The 16,501-nt window shown below is 37.1% G+C and carries 15 protein-coding genes; 7 read left to right on the top strand and 8 right to left on the bottom strand.

The window, feature by feature from the left end:
- The 7 genes from gltX to BN338_RS06120 form a co-directional block, all read left to right on the top strand.
- Positions 1 to 998: glutamate--tRNA ligase (gltX, locus tag BN338_RS06150; protein WP_039760074.1), on the top strand; the 998-nt coding region annotated here is incomplete at its 5' end.
- Between the two features lie 267 nt (positions 999 to 1,265).
- Positions 1,266 to 2,561 carry a citrate synthase gene (gene gltA, locus BN338_RS06145; RefSeq protein WP_039760072.1) on the top strand — a complete coding sequence of 432 codons (1,296 nt, stop codon included), beginning with the start codon at positions 1,266 to 1,268 and terminating at the stop codon, positions 2,559 to 2,561.
- An 810-nt stretch (positions 2,562 to 3,371) separates the two neighbouring features.
- Positions 3,372 to 4,124 (top strand): transporter substrate-binding domain-containing protein, encoded by a 753-nt coding sequence (locus BN338_RS06140; RefSeq protein ID WP_039760069.1) that lies wholly within the window; start codon positions 3,372 to 3,374, stop codon positions 4,122 to 4,124.
- A 491-nt stretch (positions 4,125 to 4,615) separates the two neighbouring features.
- Entirely contained in the window at positions 4,616 to 5,368 is a 753-nt protein-coding gene (locus BN338_RS06135; protein ID WP_039760067.1) for a transporter substrate-binding domain-containing protein, read from the top strand.
- Positions 5,369 to 5,446: 78 nt separating this feature from the next.
- Positions 5,447 to 6,169, top strand: coding sequence for an ABC transporter permease (locus BN338_RS06130; RefSeq protein ID WP_039760065.1), 723 nt, complete (start codon positions 5,447 to 5,449; stop codon positions 6,167 to 6,169).
- Positions 6,166 to 6,873, top strand: coding sequence for an ABC transporter permease (locus BN338_RS06125; RefSeq protein ID WP_039760063.1), 708 nt, complete (start codon positions 6,166 to 6,168; stop codon positions 6,871 to 6,873). The genes BN338_RS06130 and BN338_RS06125 overlap by 4 nt, the downstream gene beginning before the upstream one ends.
- Before the next feature lie 80 nt (positions 6,874 to 6,953).
- Positions 6,954 to 7,727 carry an amino acid ABC transporter ATP-binding protein gene (locus BN338_RS06120; RefSeq protein WP_039760061.1) on the top strand — a complete coding sequence of 258 codons (774 nt, stop codon included), beginning with the start codon at positions 6,954 to 6,956 and terminating at the stop codon, positions 7,725 to 7,727.
- A gap of 20 nt (positions 7,728 to 7,747) precedes the next feature.
- Here the strand turns inward: BN338_RS06120 and lpxB are convergent, their stop codons facing one another.
- The 8 genes from lpxB to BN338_RS11150 all read right to left on the bottom strand — a co-directional run.
- Entirely contained in the window at positions 7,748 to 8,944 is a 1,197-nt protein-coding gene (lpxB, locus tag BN338_RS06115) for a lipid-A-disaccharide synthase (protein WP_039760059.1), read from the bottom strand.
- Positions 8,937 to 9,809, bottom strand: coding sequence for an LpxI family protein (locus tag BN338_RS06110; RefSeq protein ID WP_039760057.1), 873 nt, complete (start codon positions 9,807 to 9,809; stop codon positions 8,937 to 8,939). The genes lpxB and BN338_RS06110 overlap by 8 nt, the downstream gene beginning before the upstream one ends.
- A gap of 2 nt (positions 9,810 to 9,811) precedes the next feature.
- Positions 9,812 to 10,636: an acyl-ACP--UDP-N-acetylglucosamine O-acyltransferase gene (lpxA, locus tag BN338_RS06105; protein WP_039760055.1), complete on the bottom strand. Its 825-nt coding sequence runs from the start codon at positions 10,634 to 10,636 to the stop codon at positions 9,812 to 9,814.
- A gap of 24 nt (positions 10,637 to 10,660) precedes the next feature.
- Positions 10,661 to 11,128 (bottom strand): 3-hydroxyacyl-ACP dehydratase FabZ, encoded by a 468-nt coding sequence (fabZ, locus tag BN338_RS06100; protein WP_039760053.1) that lies wholly within the window; start codon positions 11,126 to 11,128, stop codon positions 10,661 to 10,663.
- Between the two features lies 1 nt (position 11,129).
- The gene (gene lpxD / locus BN338_RS06095; RefSeq protein WP_039760051.1) at positions 11,130 to 12,176 is read right to left on the bottom strand and encodes a UDP-3-O-(3-hydroxymyristoyl)glucosamine N-acyltransferase; all 1,047 of its coding nucleotides are present in this window, start codon (positions 12,174 to 12,176) and stop codon (positions 11,130 to 11,132) included.
- Positions 12,177 to 12,242: 66 nt separating this feature from the next.
- On the bottom strand, positions 12,243 to 14,639 hold the full coding sequence (gene bamA / locus BN338_RS06090; RefSeq protein WP_039760049.1) for an outer membrane protein assembly factor BamA: 2,397 nt from the start codon (positions 14,637 to 14,639) through the stop codon (positions 12,243 to 12,245).
- Between the two features lie 202 nt (positions 14,640 to 14,841).
- On the bottom strand, positions 14,842 to 15,990 hold the full coding sequence (gene rseP / locus BN338_RS06085; RefSeq protein WP_039760046.1) for an RIP metalloprotease RseP: 1,149 nt from the start codon (positions 15,988 to 15,990) through the stop codon (positions 14,842 to 14,844).
- A 15-nt stretch (positions 15,991 to 16,005) separates the two neighbouring features.
- On the bottom strand, positions 16,006 to 16,501 hold a 496-nt coding region (locus BN338_RS11150), incomplete at its 5' end, for a phosphatidate cytidylyltransferase (RefSeq protein ID WP_039760043.1).

Below are 16,501 nucleotides of genomic sequence, written 5' to 3'. Positions count from 1 at the left end.
CTCCTGAAGATGGAGAAACAATTGTACACGACCGTGTGCAAGGTGATGTTCGTTTTCCTAATAAAGATTTAGATGACTTTATTATTTTGCGTTCTGATGGTTCTCCTACCTATATGCATGCTGTTGTTGTTGATGATCATGATATGGGCGTCACACATATCATCCGTGGAGATGATCATCTAACCAATGCCGCTCGACAAACGATCATCTTTAAAGCGATGGGATGGGATATTCCTGTTATGGCCCATATTCCTCTTATTCACGGTGAAAACGGTGCAAAATTATCAAAGCGTCATGGGGCACTCGGTGTTGATGCTTATCGAAAAATGGGATACCTTCCTGCTGCTTTGCGCAATTACCTTGTCCGTTTAGGGTGGAGCCACGGTGATGACGAACTCATGTCACTTAAAGATATGATTTCTTGGTTTGATATTGACGATATTAACAAAGGTGCTGCTCGTTTTGATCTAAAAAAGCTCGATTCCATAAACGGGCACTATATGCGCATGAGCAATGATCAAGAGCTTTTTGATGCTGCTCTTGATGTTTTACCAGAAACCGCTGGGGGAACACAAATCATTGGAAGACTTGATGAACAACGCCGTGTTCAGTTTTTAAAAGCAATCCCACATTTGAAAGAACGTTCAAAAACATTATGCGAACTGATTGACAATGCCTCCTTCATTTTTACGCAACGACCATTACAGCTTAACGAAAAAGCACAAATGCTCTTAGAGAAAAATGGACGAATCATTTTAAAGGATCTTTATCTTGCCCTGAAAGCTTGCACTTCTTGGAATACAAAAGCCCTCGATGAAACTCTTCGCTCTTATATCCAAACACAGAATCTCAAATTTGGATCTATCGCTCAACCCCTTCGTGCTGCTCTTACAGGATGCACGACATCGCCAGGTGTCTTGGATATTCTTATTTTATTGGGACGCGATGAATCCCTTCATCGCATCAATGACCAGCTTATTACAACAATAGGTTCATAATGTGTACTGAATATATCTCATAAAATGGCTATCTATGTAGATATTTCAACGTAATCTAAAAAAGAGTTTTTTATCTTATATCATTGAAATACAGTTTTTATTGAGTAATAATGATTAATAAGGCAATATTTTTAGATTGCATGTGCTTACTTTTAGAGGCAAATTACCCTCAATATAAGTAAAAAAAACTTCAGTTATTATATATCTCATACTCTGATGAAGCAGAGTCTTAATTTTTAGAAGAGAATGATCTGAAAGGAATACCGAATGTCTGAGAATAACGCACATATTATTGTGAATGATAAAAAAGTAGAACTCCCCCTGCGTAAAGGCACAAGTGGACCTGAGGTCATTGAAATTTCTTCTCTCTACAAAAAAACCAATATTTTTACTTATGATCCTGGTTTTACTTCAACAGCTTCCTGTGAATCAAAAATTACTTATATTGATGGCGATAAAGGCATATTGCTTTATCGGGGATATCCTATCGATCAATTGGCTGAAAAAGGAGATTTTCTCGAAAGTTGTTATCTTCTTCTTTATGGAGAACTCCCAACACAACAAGAAAAAAACGATTTTGATCGATGTATTATGCAGCATACCATGGTCCACGAACAGTTCGCACGCTTTTTCCATGGCTTTCGTCGTGACTCGCATCCTATGGCCGTCATGGTTGCTTGCCTTGGTGCTATGTCTGCGTTCTATCACGACTCTATTGATATTACAGATCCTCACCAGAGAATGATCGCTTCTGTTCGTCTTATCTCAAAAGTTCCAACACTTGCTGCTATGGCCTATAAATATAGTATTGGACAAGCATTTGTTTATCCACGCAATGATCTTAGTTATGCTGCGAATTTTCTCCGTATGTGTTTTGCTGTTCCTTGTGAGGAATATAAAACAAACCCTGTGCTTGCTCGGGCGATGGATCAAATCTTTATCCTTCATGCAGATCATGAACAAAATGCTTCTACATCTACGGTACGTCTTGCTGGATCATCGGGTGCTAATCCGTTTGCCTGTATTGCAGCAGGTGTTGCATGCCTTTGGGGACCAGCTCATGGTGGTGCCAATGAAGCATGTCTAAAAATGCTACAGGAAATAGGTTCTATTAAAAAAATTCCTGAATTTATTGCTCGTGCAAAAGATAAAAATGATCCGTTTCGTCTTATGGGCTTTGGTCACCGTGTTTATAAAAATTATGACCCACGTGCAAAAATCATGCAAAAAACCTGTCATGAGGTTTTAAAGGAGCTCAACATTCGAGATGACCCACTTCTTGATATTGCAATAGAACTTGAAAAAATTGCCTTAAGTGATGAATATTTTATTGAGAAAAAGCTTTATCCCAATGTTGATTTCTATTCCGGTATTACATTGAAAGCTTTAGGCTTTCCAACCGAAATGTTTACTGTTCTTTTTGCATTAGCGCGCAGTGTCGGATGGGTTGCGCAGTGGAAAGAAATGATTGAAGATCCTGCTCAAAAAATTGGGCGTCCTCGACAACTTTATACAGGCCATGCTACGCGTGACTACGTTCCTATGGATAAACGTGTAAATTAAAGAAACAATTTAATCAATAAAGCTTCAGTTTACTGAAGCTTTATTGTAAATGATTAAATATCCTTTTAATTTTTTTACAAAACCTTATTTAGAAACTTTTTCTACAGAGATAACAGAATCGTAAAAGTTTATGAAGAAACTCTAAATTTAGCTCTGTAAATAAATTGGGAACATTCTTTTGGAAATGAGTCAAACATTAAAGGAAATTAAAAATTTTTACCTTATTTCTTATTATCTTTAATGAAGCGTATTCCTCATCTTTCCCTCATATTTAAAAACTTTATATTTCACTCTGTACTTCCCCCTCAATAAAAAAATCCCTTAAGTGCTCTTTTACCATGCTAAAAACTTCATAAAAATCACTTTATAATGATTATATCTCGTACAAGTCTCATCTTATCATTATCTGTTAAAATCACACTTCCTTTTACAGAAAAATCTTTCCAAATACCAGAAAATAAATTTACCTTTATATTCTTTAATACCGAGACCTTTCACAAAATAGATGAGAATATTTTATTCTGTTAAGAACTGAAATTTTTTTACTTTTAAACGAATAGTTTTTCTTTTAAAGATAATTAGTTGATTTTAAATAAAATTATTAAAATTCATCCCCTTATTAACAAGAGCTTTCCTTCCTGCATTTCTTCCCCATGTTGATACGAATAAATCATTTTTTTGACAGTAATATCTAGTGTAATGATGGAAAATGGAGGCAGATAAATTTTTTACATTGCTCCAAATGAGCTTACAGATTATAAAAATATCTCATGGTTTCATATTTGCCAGCTTATTGAATAGGAGAACATCATGAAGTTATTAGCAAGAGCTCTTATAATAAGTGCAACATTGTTTACCTTATCAGCTAATTCTCAAACGTTGAACATAGCAAGTGATGCTTCCTACCCCCCGTTTAGTTATATTGACTCAAATAACGAACTTCAAGGGTTTGATATTGATATATCTTATGCACTTTGTAAAAAAATGAATGTTGAGTGTACCATTGTCACGCAAGACTTCGAGGGAATGATTCCTGGCCTTCTGGCCAAGAAATATGATGCTATTGTTTCGTCCATTTCTCCTACAAAAGAACGCTTACAAAAAATTGATTTTACCAATCCTTACTACAACACAGCACTGGCTGTCATCGTTACCAAAAATTCGAAAATTAAAGAAATCTCACCACAAGCCTTTAGAGGCAAAAACCTTGGTGTACAATCGAATACAACACAAGCTGCATATGTAGAAGATCATTATGCCCCTGAAGGAGTGAATATCAAACTTTATCCTACAACAATAGAAGTGAATCGTGATCTTTTAAGCAATCGGCTTGATATCATCATCTTTGATAAATTAAAGGCATTAAATTGGCTTGAAAATGAAGGAAAAGAGTGTTGTAAGCTTCTAGGAACTTTAGAAGACACAAAATTTCCTATTGCAATTGCGCTCCGTCAAAATAATCATGATCTTAAAAACAGTTTTAATAAAGCAATAGAAGAGATCCGCGCTGATGGAACCTATGAGAAAATCATGAGAAAATATTTTACATTCGATATCGATTAAATATTACTACCCATTAAAACTGAACCTTTTCCAAAAATATCTTTTAATTTTTTGTTGAACAGGAAAAATGTTGAAAATTTAGCATTTTCATAAGAAAAATTTATATTTATCAAAAAGTTAATTTTTAATTGTTTCTCGATAATTAAATGTTTATGGAATCTAAAGGGCAACACTGAGATTGTATTTTTATCTTATTTCAATCTATTTTTTTTATGTTCAAAATGAATAGCCTTATTTTTAAAGAAAAGCTCTCAGTTTTTACTCGTGAAATGATATAACCCACATATCATTTCATAAAAAATTAAGCGTCGCACAGCAGTGAAATATTTATTCTTCTTTAAATCATTAAAAAAGATAATTTTTTTGATAATCAGTTCAACATAATAATCTAAAATGGACACCGATAAATTTTTGCATTGCTCCCAAAAAGCTTACAGATTATAAAAACGTGACGATTTCATATTTGCCCGCTTATCCAATAGGAGAATATCATGAAACTATTCGCAGGAGCTCTTATAATAAGCGCCGCGCTATTCACTCAATTGGCTGATGCGAAAACATTAAAAATCGCGAGTGAAGGTACTTATCCGCCCTTTAGTTATATTGACTCAAATAACAAACTACAAGGATTTGATATTGATATATCTTATGCACTTTGTAAAAAAATGAATGTTGAGTGTACAATTGTCACGCAAGATTTCGAAGGAATGATCCCCGGACTTATCGCAAAAAAATATGATGCGATCGTGGCTTCCCTCTCTCATACACAAGAGCGTTTACAAAAAATTGACTTTACAGATCCTTATTACGATACAGCACTGGCTGTTATTGTTACCAAAGATTCGGGAATTAAGGAAATCTCGATACAAAGCTTTAGAGGTAGAAATCTTGGTGTGCAATCAAATACAACACAAGCTGCTTATGCAGAAGATCATTATGCCTCTAAAGGGATCAAAATTAAGCTCTATCCTTCCACGATAGAAGTAAATCGCGACCTTTTAAATCATCGACTTGATGTAATTATTGTTGATAAATTACAAGCATTAAACTGGCTTAAAAATGAAGGAAAAGATTGCTGTCTCCTCTTAGGAACTTTGGAAGAAACAAAATTTCCTGTTGCAATTGCCATCCGTCAAAACAATAATGATCTAAAAAATAAGTTCAATGAAGCAATAAAAGAAATCCGTTTGGATGGAACTTATGAAAAAATTATGAGAAAATATTTTACAAGCGATGTTTATTAAACATCCCTATGATATTTAAATGAAGCCCACTGTTTATTTCTAAAAACATTATCTAACTCTTTCATGAGGAACACAAGGATGATTGAAAATTTAGCATTGCTATCATTTAGCAATGGTGGATGGGGAACGGTTATACTTTCTAGTGCAGGAATAACATTGTCATTGGCGTTATGTTGCGGACTTTTAGGACTCCCTTTGGGACTTCTCAATGCTGTGATGATTCGATCTAATATTAAGATGGCTAAGGCTATAGCACGTCTCTTTTCAACGGTGTTTCGTGGACTACCAGAGCTTTTAACCTTGTTTTTAGTGTACTACGGATTACAAAGCCTCATTCAAAACATCTTTGACTATTTTAATCTTGAAGTCATGTTCAGTATCAATGCTTTTGTTGCTGGTGTTCTTGCATTGAGTATGGTTTTTGCCGCTTTTTCTTGTGAAGTTTGGCTTGGAGCATTCAACATTTTTGATAAAGGGCAATATGAGGCCGCCAAAGCTTTAGGCCTTTCACGGTCAACCACATTCTTTCGTATTGTCTTTCCTCAGCTCATCCGAAATGCCCTGCCAGGACTTTCCAATAATTGGCTTACTTTACTGAAAGATACATCCCTCGTTTCAACCATCACGCTTGTTGATCTTATGCGACAAACGAATTTAGCTGTCGCTGCAACCAATAAACCCATGCTATTTTACCTTGTCGCATGTTTACTCTATTTATTATTTTCAGCATTTTTTTCTGTAATCTTACGCCATTTGGAAACATATACTCAAAGAGGCTATAAAAAGGTAACAAGTCAATGATTCCTGAGTGGCTTTATTTCATTTTAAATCCTGATCTTTTAAACCGTTATGGACCCAAATTTATTGATGGTTTTATTGTTACGATTGAACTTGTCTCTATCTCTTGTTCTCTTGGTTTTTTCCTTGGTATGCTTATTGCCTTTGCACGTTTATCAACGAATATATTTTTGCAATATTTTGCAAATGCTTATGTCTATTTTTTTCGCGGTTCTCCTTTATTAGCCCAACTCTTTCTTTTTTATTATGGGCTTGGTTCAATGAATAATTTTTGGCAACAGATTGGTTTATGGTGGTTTTTTCAAAACGCGTGGTATTGTTGTCTTTTTATTTTCACACTTAATTCTGCTGCTTATCAATCTGAAATCTTTAAAGGAAGTTTTCTATCCGTAACAATAGGGCAACGGGAAGCATCAAAAGCTTTAGGGCTGAGTAATTCTGTTACATTTTTTAGAGTTATTCTTCCACAAGCAATGATTGTTGCATTACGTCCCCTAGGAAATGAGTTGATTTTAATGATTAAATCAAGTGCCATTGCCTCACTTGTTACTGTTTATGATTTAATGGGGATTGCCAAACTCACTTATTCACGTACATTCGATTTTCAAGTTTACGTTTGGTCCGCTCTTATCTATCTTTTTATTGTTGAACTCATTCATCGTTTTATTGTTTTTATCGAACATCACCTCACGCGATATTTACGATAAAATAAAATGATCATAAAAAACTTTACCAAACCAAAATGTTGAATTAATGAGTTTATTCATCAATGAAAGAATAAAACAAGATGAATTTAGAAAATAATCTATCGATCTCTCTCAGTAAAAATTCTGTGATCTCTATTCGAAACCTTAATAAATGGTATGGAAATTTTCAGGTCTTACACGATATCAATTTTGATGTTCAAGCTGGTGAACATATCGTTATTTGTGGGCCATCCGGATCAGGAAAATCAACGTTAATTCGTTGTATTAACCAATTAGAACAAGCAGAAAAAGGTTCAATCTATATTCATAACGTTGATATCCATACCGCTCCTATACAACAGCAAAAAAATGTCCTGCGAAAGATAGGCATGGTTTTTCAGAATTTTAATTTATTTCCCCACATGAGCGTTATACAAAATTGTATTTTAGCCCCTATGACAGTTCAAGGACTTTCCAAACAACAAGCAAAAGAGCGGGCAATTCGTTACTTAACGCATGTCGGTATTGAAAAACACTGTGAAAAATATCCTTTACAACTTTCTGGTGGACAACAACAACGTGTTGCAATCGCCCGTGCGCTTTGTATGGAACCTGAAGTCATGCTTTTTGATGAACCAACTTCAGCTCTTGATCCGGAAAGTGTGGGAGAAGTTTTGGAAGTGATGGCTCAATTGGCCAATACAGGAATTACAATGCTTTGTGTTACCCATGAAATGGGCTTCGCAAGAAAAATCTCAGAAAGAATTCTCTTTCTAGAAAATGGAAAAATTGTTGAAGATACAGCCTCTGACAAATTTTTTACCAACCCTAAAAGCCAGCGTGCTCGTGATTTTCTTGCTAAAATTAAACACTAGGCATCAAGATATTGTTTTATTTATACAATTTTTCCCCTGCTTTTTAAAAGAGTGATAATTTTTTGCGCGCCGACAATTCCCGATGGGACTTCAGTTTTCATTTTCTGTTCGACCATCTCAAAAGCATCGAGTTGAGCTTGGCGCAATAAAGGATTAGATAAAAGTTGTTCTATCTGTCTTGCTAACATGCCGGGACGTATCAATTCATCCAAATATTCTGGAACGATAGGCTTATCAGCAATAATATTGGGAAGAGCAGCGCTCCATAACGTTATTTTAGGAAAAATAAATAATTTAGCAAAACGATCAAGTTTATAGCAAAGAACCGTAGGAATTTTTACTAAAGCTAATTCAAGTGAAACCGTTCCATGGGCAGCAAGAGCAACATCTGCTTGTGCAAAAGCACGCCATTTCTTATCTTCATCCACAACAATTTCTACTTTGCTGTTCCAGCCCTGTACAAAGTCACGGATTCTATCCACCAAATGGGGTAAAGTTGGTAAAATAATCTGTAAATGAGGGATACGCTGCACAAGAATCTCTACTGTTTCTCGAAAAATAGGCATTAAAGAAAGAATCTCTGAATTACGTGATCCTGGCAAAATAACCAAGGTAGGAGATGATATTCGTTGATCACACAAATGTCTTTGCTCTACTTGGTTCCTTTTTTCTGACTGCACTCTCAAAAGAGGAGAATATGTTAAAAGACGATGTCCAACATAGGTGGTAGCAGGACCACCCAAATCCTGCATAACCTTTTCTTCAAAAGGAAAAACCGCTAAAACATGATCAACAAACTCCCGCATAGCTTTTGCACGCTCTGGCCTCCATGCCCAAACAGTTGGTGCAATATATTTAATGATCGGAATAGAAGGCGCTAAAGCGCGTACCTTTTTTGCAACACGATGCGTAAAATCAGGACTATCAATAATAATTAAACAATCAGGTTGTTCTTGTGCGATAAATTTGGATAAATTGCGAATATGGAGCAACAATAACGGTAATTTTTTCAACACCTCCTTTAAACCTATTAAAGCAATATCATGGGAATTAAAAAAGCTTTTTAAACCTAAAGCCTCTAAATGCTTCCCCCCAACCCCCATCAAATGAATATTGCATCCTATTTGTTGTGATAAACAAGAAATTAAATCCGCCCCAAGAAAATCACCAGATTCCTCACCTGCAATCACAGCAATCTTTAATAAACTATTATTCATGATCAAACTTTTCAAATGTTTCTATAAATAAAGAATGTTTATTGGCTTTTTCTATTGTTGTTTTCAACGATAATATTATACTCCTATTTGCCTCCACTGCAATACCGGACAAACCACTCTTTGCAATGTTCATTATTGTCACGGGCCCAATTGATGGCAAATCAACGCGATTATCCTGTTGTGGTTTTGCACATTTAACAAGAACACCACCTTTAGGGGGGATTTGCCCTCTTTCTCGCATTTCACAAACACGCCACAACATATTATCAGTTCCCTCAGCGCCCTCCAGAGCTACCACCCTTCCTTGAACAACGACAACGGCTTGCCCGACATCCAATTGACCTAAGAGCTTTGCTGCTCGCGCTGCTAAAAAAATATCTTTCTTCTCTTTCTGCGTAGCACGCCGTGCCGTTAAATTAAATTCTACGGGCGCTAAAAGATCTGGGACTATTTCATGAGCACCGATAACACAAAAACCACGCTCTTCAATAAATCGTATAAAAGCTTTTAATAATGCATCGTCCCCTTTTCTCAAAGCTCCGATTAACTTGGGAAGAGCTAAAAATGTCGTCCAGTCCAGTCGCAATTGCGTAAGAAGTGGTCGTTTTTTCACACCACCTGCCAAAACAACATTATAAACTCCAGCCTCTTTTAAAACTTTAATGAGTCGCGCTAACTCTACAATTGATAGCTCGCAATGTTCATAACGATAAAGAACAGAATCTGCCTCGCCCTGCAAAAGCACAAGAAAAGGATTCTCTCCATTTTTCTCAAGAGCCTGTGCAACAGTAATCGGTAGAACACCACTTCCTGCTATAACAGCAGTACGGTCGGAAAGAAAATTTCTGGCATCCAAAACCGGCATTTTTAATCCTTATGTTCTTTTATTCTATCACCTTCAAATTTTGGTGTACAATAAAAACGCTTTCCTTCTTCTTTAATAAAACGAACAACGTCAGCAACAGATCGAGAAGAAGAATAGCAAGAAGCAACATCATTGACACGCTCTTTAAATGGCTTTCTATGATCAAAAAGCATGGAAACCGCATGACGGAGTGCGTGAATATCTTGACGCTCAAGCCCTGCACGCTTCATGCCAATAATATTAAGTCCGGCAAGTTTTGCCTGCACACCAACAGCTGTTCCATAAGGAATCAAATCACCTACCAGAGCAGATACACCACCGATAAACGCATGATGCCCAATACGAACAAATTGGTGAACAGCAGCACCACCACCAATAATCACATAATCACCAACAGTAACATGACCAGCAATCATTGCATTATTAGCAAACGTTACATGATTGCCTACATGACAATCATGAGCGACATGTGCATAACAAAAAAATTGGCAATTATCACCAACAACTGTCATTCCCCCACTTGAATCTGATCCTCTATGCATTGTTACGCCTTCACGAATCGTACAATTCTTACCAATAGAGAGAATCGTAGCCCCCCCTTTATGTTTATTATTTTGCGGATCTGCCCCTAAGACTGCATGAGAAAATACTTTACTCTTGGCTCCTAACGTTGTCTTTCCTATTATTACAACATGACTTGTCAAACTACATTCATCACCAATAACAGCCTCTGAACTAATATGGCAAAATGGCCCAACGCGTACATTCTCACCAAGCTGCGCTCCCTTCTCCACAAGAGCAGTTGGATGGATTTTCGTACCGGACATCTTAAAATTCCCATTAAATATCGTTTATTCTTCTTCAACAATCATCGCAGCAATTTCTGCTTCAGCGACGCGGACATCTTCTACTTTTGCAACACACGAAAAACGCCTCATACCAGATCTTTTTTTCAAAAGCTGAACATGAATTTTAAGCTGATCACCAGGCATAACCGGCTTACGAAATTTCGCATTATCAACCGTCATAAGGTAAACTAAATTTGTTTGCTTATTGCCTAAATTTAAAAGCGCTATTGCTCCTGCCGTTTGTGCCATAGCTTCTAAAATCAAAACTCCAGGCATAATAGGCTTTGCGGGAAAATGTCCTGTAAAATGTGGTTCGTTAATCGTTATATTTTTAATACCAATCGCTTCTTGTTCACCATTAATATTAACGATACGATCAATCAATAAAAATGGATAACGGTGCGGTAATATTGATAGCAATTTTTCAATATCAACAGCCTCTAAATCTTTAATTCCTTCAGTGCTGATCATATCAGCTTTTCTCCTTTTTAACTTTTCCCATACTGCGCAATGTCGCTACTTCACGAAACCATTGTTTAAATGGTCGTGCTGGACTCCCTCCCCATTTTTCACCATCCGGAATATCATTCATAACGCCACTACGAGCAGCAATCTGAACACATTTACCTATTACGATATGATCTGCTACTCCAACCCCCCCTCCAAGCTGAGACATATCTCCTATAGATGTACTTCCGGCAATTCCGCATTGAGCGGCAATAAGGCAATAACGACCAATTTTTACATTGTGGGCAATTTGTACAAGATTATCAATCTTGCTTCCTTCTCCAATAACAGTGTCCTGAAATGTTCCTCGATCAATCGTGGTGTTTGCACCAATTTCTACACCATCCTCAATAATAACGCGACCAAGTTGTGGAATTTTCTCAATTCCAGTTTCTCCCCCAACATAACCAAAACCATCTTGCCCAATGCAAACACCAGGATAAAGTTGAACCCTATCACCTATTAAAGAACACTGAACAGTTACTTTAGGAGCAATATAGCAGTCACGTCCAATACGGCAATTTTCACCGATAACAGCTGTGGATGAAATAAGAGTCCCTGCACCAATCTCAACATTTCTACCGATAACAGCTCCCGCTTCAATACACACCTCATTGGCAAACTTAGCCGTTGGATGAATATGCGCGTGCGGTGAAATTTCCTTCTGCCCCAACCAAGGCATTGGCTTGACAGAATCAGGAAACAAAATACGACCAACCTGAGCAAAATCACGCTGCGGTGTGGATGTCACCAAAATGGCCATCGTGTCAGGAACTTTAAAAACAATATCATTCGTACAAAAAACAGCAATAGCAGAACTATTCTGTAGAGCATCAGAAAATTTCCGATGCTCCACAAAAACGAGAGAGCCTTCCACAGCACTCTCAAGCGAAGAAAGAGAATTGATAACCTTATGAGAAAACTCTGGATTAAGAAGCTTTGCACCCGTCAACTCAGCAACATTTGCAACTGTCAATTGCCGGGACGGCGTAAAAAAAAATGTATCCGCCATCAAAACACTTTCTCTCCCAGCTTAAACTATTCTCTTCAAGTTTTTCCTTCTTAAAAACCACTTAAATCAGAATTTCGTAGAAATACCAAAATTCAATTGCTGCAAACGATCTCCCTCCTGCTTTGTTATTGGCCAAGCATAATCAAAACGCAAAGGACCAAACGGAGAATCCCACATCAAACTCACACCTGCAGAGGAGCGCCAAGCACTTTTGGTATTGGTAACAGGCGGTTCACCTTTAAAGGCGGCTTTATAATTATTGCCATAGAGCGTAGCAACATCCGCAAATAAAGCACCGCGTAATCCGAATCCTTCAGGCACAACAGGAATAGGAAACTGTACTTCAGCAGTCGCATTCATATATGTCGTTCCCCCTAAGAAATAAACTTCGCCTTTACTGGAAACCTGACGCGGACCTATCCCATTGTATTTGAAACCTCGGATCATATCAGTATTCGCCTTAAACATATCAAAAATACGAACACCTTCTTTGCCTACTTCGTGGATATAACCACCGCCAAAGGAAAGTAAACCAACAATGTCCCTCTGATCAGAAAGAGTCTTGTACATCATCGCTTTACCCGTGGTCTTCAAAAACTTCGCACTCCCACCAAGTCCTGCATATTCCTGAAGAAAATTCACATACCATCCATCATGGGGATTTCTCATATCGTCAATCGTATTATAGGTAAAACCATAACTAATTGATGAACGTTTCCAAGGACTATGCTTAGCTGCTTGAACAATTGCACCAGAATATTTCCCATATAATTCTATTATATCACTCTCTTTGTCGAAATCATACTCTCCGCCAAAATCATATTCTTCCTGTACATAAGAATAAGCAACATTCGCAGATAATTGATTATTAATAGGTAACGAAAACCGTAGCGATCCCCCCGTCTGTCGTACATCATAGGCTTTATCAGCACGATAAGTGCTACGAAAAACATCAACGCCAGCTGATAAACGGTACCCTAAGAAATAAGGATCAACAAATGATAAATTATAATTACGGGATTTTTCTTGCCCTGCTCCTAACCCTAAACGAACGTACTGACCACGTCCCCCAAGATTACGCTCAGTAACAGAGACTTCAAGCGACATACCAGGACTTGTTCCTCCCGTTGTATATCCTCCAGAAAGAGAGAGATCTCCTGTTGAAGCTTCAACGACATCTATCACCAGAACAACTTGGTCAGATTGCTCGGTGGGAACCATTGAAATATTAACAGCTTTGAAGAAACCTAAACTTTCTAGACGACGCTTCGCCCGCTGTAATAAAGTCTGATTGTAAGCATCCCCTTCGTTTAAATCAATCTCACGACGAATGACGTAATCACGCGTTTTCTCATTACCACGTATATCAATACGCTGAATATAAGCACGTGTACCTTGTTCAATATTATATGAAATTGAAATTGTATGATTTGCCAAATTACGGTTTCCACGTGGTTCAACTTTAGCAAAAGCATATCCCGAATCAGCAACCTTATTATTAATAATTGCAACAGATTGTTCAATATCTTCTGCACTATAAACATTACCTGGCTGGGTTTTGAGCATCCCTTTCACAGATTGAACATCAATTCCATCAACATCACTCTCAACCTGAATAGCACTAATTTTATAGCGCGCCCCTTCATCAAGAACAAAAGAAATTTTATACGTATTGCTTGCGGCATCAAAAGTTGCTTTAGAAGAGACGACACGAAAATCTGCATAACCACGATTATAATAAAAGCGGCGTAAAGCTTCCTCATCAGCAGCGAGGCGTTCCTCACTGTAAACATCGCCTCCCAACAACTTCGAAAAAATTCCTGAAGATTTTGTTGAAATCACATCACGCAAACGACGGCTTGCAAAGACACTATTTCCCTTAAAAGTGATATCACCAATCTTTGTTTTTTGTCCTTCAACAACATTAAACACCACATTAACACGCCCTTTTCCAAGATTAATCGTTTGAACGTTAACAGTGATATTATTACGACCAAGAGTTTTATAAGCCTCACGAATTGTATTGATATCAGCAGAAAGCTTAGCAGAATTAAAAGGTTCATTTGGCTTTAAAGAAATAAACCGTTTAAGATCTGGATCTTTAAAAGATTTATTTCCCTGAAATAATATTTGATTGACAACCTCATATTCTTTTACGAATACAACCAATTTATCACCTACCTGATTTATTTTAACATCATAAAATAAACCTAATTCGAAAAGATTTTTCACAGCATGATCAACATCACCACTGGAAATCCCTTGTCCAGCCTTAATACCTATATTATCCCGAATCGCCTGAGAACTTACAAACTTATTCCCACGAACCTCAATAGAACGGACTACAGATGCTTGTATTTCCCCCACCGCAGCAATTGACATAAAAACCGTTGCTGGGACAATCATCCCCATCTTTAACACCAACACAGATGCTGCATTTAAAAACTTTGAATTCGTAGTCATTGGCTTTTTTACCTTACTCTTGTTCCTTGGACATGATGCCTTAAAAAGCTAACTGCCATAACAACCTTTTTACAGCGAGACTTTTCATCCCTTAATACTCATTATAATGTACGACGCCACAATATTTTGCAGACATGGTAAACGACCCTCAATTTGTTTGCGTTATTATTACCCAATTTACAAAGCCTTTTCCATAATTTAATTAGCTAAACCAACAAAAATAATCATTAAATAAGACAAAAATCATAAAAAGGAGAAGAAGGGAAAAACCTAAACGAAAAACAATTCCCTGAACTTTAGTGGATATTTTTCTCCCAGTAATGACCTCAATGACATGAAATAAAAGATGCCCACCATCAAGCGGTAGAATCGGAAAAAGGTTAATAAACCCAACGCTTATTGAAAGAAAAGCAGCCAAATTCAACAAAGAGATAAAACCTGCTTCGCTCACTTTCCAAGCAATCTTAACGGTTTTAGAAGGCCCACTTAGCCGACAACGATCTTCTTTGCCTCTGATTAAACGACTCATAAAAAGAACAGTTTGAGTGGTAATAAACGCCGTACGGTTTAATGCTTCTCTTATAGCTGTTACAAAACCATAGTGAATATTTTTTATATAAGTTGGATCTAAACGTGCAGGATTATTTGAATCAACAGGCACACCTACACCGATCATAGCACTTTGTGTTCGATTCCCAAATCCATCATCTCGCTCAACGACTTTCGGGGTAATGACCGTTGTAAACACACGCCCCATGCGTTCTATTTTAAACTCTATCGGTTCTTTTCCGTGAAAAGCGACGTAATTCATCAAATCTTCAAAACTTTCAATCCGTCGACCATCCATTTCAACAAAACGGTCTCCTAATTCCAAACCGGCTTGAATAGCAGGGCTATCTTTTACCAAGGAACCAACAACGGGTTCAATGACAGCACGACCATAAATAAAGAAAAAAAACGTTAAAATAACAACAGTAAAAAGAGCATTGAAAAAGGGACCAGCAAAAACAGTCGCTGCTTTTTTCCAAGCATGCGCACTGGCAAATGAACCATCAACAACCGGAGATGATGGAGATAATAGCTTATCGTTTTTTTCCTCATCCCCAACAAACTTTACATAACCTCCTAGGGGGATAAGTGCTAAACGCCATTTCGTGCCATGTTTATCTGTGTAACTGGCTATTTGTGGCCCAAATCCAAGTGAAAAAACTAACGCCTTAATACCACACCACCGCCCAATGAGATAATGCCCAAGTTCATGCACAAAAATAATAATAATAATGATGAAAAGAATACTCAAACTTCTTAAAAGGATATCACCCATCGTGACCATATGATTTAAAAGTCCCAAAATATCTTCTCCCCATTAAATCATACTAAAAAGATTAAAAGGTGCATCCATATCAGATATCAATGAACCAATTAAATAAAGAAGACAAGTTGCCCCTACCAATCCATCCATACGATCCATAAAACCACCATGTCCAGGCAATAAAGAACTGGAGTCTTTAACAAAAAACCGTCTTTTAAGCCACGATTGCCCTAAATCACTCAATTGTGAAACAATTGACAAAGCAAGTGTAAGGAGTGGCACAAAAAAGCTTGCTAAGTTTATATCAAAAAATCCAAAAGCAACCCATATACCACCGAAAACGCCAACAAATGTACCACCAAGTGTTCCTGACCATGTTTTATTAGGAGAAAATCGTGGTGCTAATTTAGGCCCCCCTAATGCACACCCGATAAAATATCCACCAATATCGGTTCCCCATACTATCGTAAATAAGAAAATAACAACTTGGAACCCCAACATCTCATGATCCCGTAAAAAACATAAAGCCACAACAGGAAAAGATGCATAT

This window comes from Bartonella queenslandensis AUST/NH15, assembly GCF_000312585.1.
GTDB classification, from domain to species: Bacteria; Pseudomonadota; Alphaproteobacteria; order Rhizobiales; family Rhizobiaceae; genus Bartonella; species Bartonella queenslandensis_A.
The sequence above is the reverse complement of the archived record's forward strand: the minus strand, read 5'-3'. Positions and strand labels throughout refer to the sequence as shown.